This is a genomic window from Escherichia sp. XD33, from assembly GCF_019375075.1.
Taxonomy (GTDB): Bacteria; Pseudomonadota; Gammaproteobacteria; order Enterobacterales; family Enterobacteriaceae; genus Enterobacter; species Enterobacter flexneri_A.
In genome coordinates this window covers 1-940 of the sequence record NZ_JAENDM010000226.1, presented here as the reverse complement: position 1 = coordinate 940, position 940 = coordinate 1, and the positions used below count along the sequence as shown (strand labels likewise).

1 protein-coding gene is annotated in these 940 nt (G+C 49.0%); it reads left to right on the top strand.

Going from position 1 to position 940, the window contains the following annotated elements; all coding sequences use genetic code 11:
- Nucleotides 1-427 precede the first annotated feature (427 nt).
- Nucleotides 428-940 (top strand): DNA-packaging protein (locus K0778_RS26470; RefSeq protein ID WP_070326922.1); only part of this gene is annotated, 513 nt, incomplete at its 3' end.

Here is a 940-nt window from a genome sequence, read left to right as displayed (position 1 = left end):
GCGGGTTGTTGTTCTGCGGGTTCTGTTCTTCGTTGACATGAGGTTGTCCCGTATTCAGTGTCGCTGATTTGTATTGTCTGAAGTTGTTTTTACGTTAAGTTGATGCAGATCAATTAATATGATACCTGCGTCATAATTGATTATTTGACGTGGTTTGATGGCGTAGATGCACGTTGTGACATGCAGATGATAATTATTATCATTTTGCGGGTCCTTTCCGGCGATCCGACAGGTTACGGGGCGGCGACCTCGCGGGTTTTCGCTATTTATGAAAATTTTCCGGTTTAAGGTGTTTCCGTTCTTCTTCGTCGTAACTTAATGTTTCTATTTAAAATACCCCCTGAAAAGAAAGGAAACGACAGGTGCTGAAAGCGAGCTTTTTGGCCTCTGTCGTTTCCTTTCTCTGTTTTTGTCCGTGGAATGAACAATGGAAGTCAACAAAAAGCAGCTGGCTGACATTTTCGGTGCGAGTATCCGTACCATTCAGAACTGGCAGGAACAGGGAATGCCCGTTCTGCGAGGCGGTGGCAAGGGTAATGAGGTGCTTTATGACTCTGCCGCCGTCATAAAATGGTATGCCGAAAGGGATGCTGAAATTGAGAACGAAAAGCTGCGCCGGGAGGTTGAAGAACTGCGGCAGGCCAGCGAGGCAGATCTCCAGCCAGGGACTATTGAGTACGAACGCCATCGACTTACGCGTGCGCAGGCCGACGCACAGGAACTGAAGAATGCCAGAGACTCCGCTGAAGTGGTGGAAACCGCATTCTGTACTTTCGTGTTGTCGCGGATCGCAGGTGAAATTGCCAGTATTCTCGACGGGCTCCCCCTGTCGGTGCAGCGGCGTTTTCCGGAACTGGAAAACCGACATGTTGATTTCCTGAAACGGGATATCATCAAAGCCATGAACAAAGCAGCCGCGCTGGATGAACTGATACCGGGG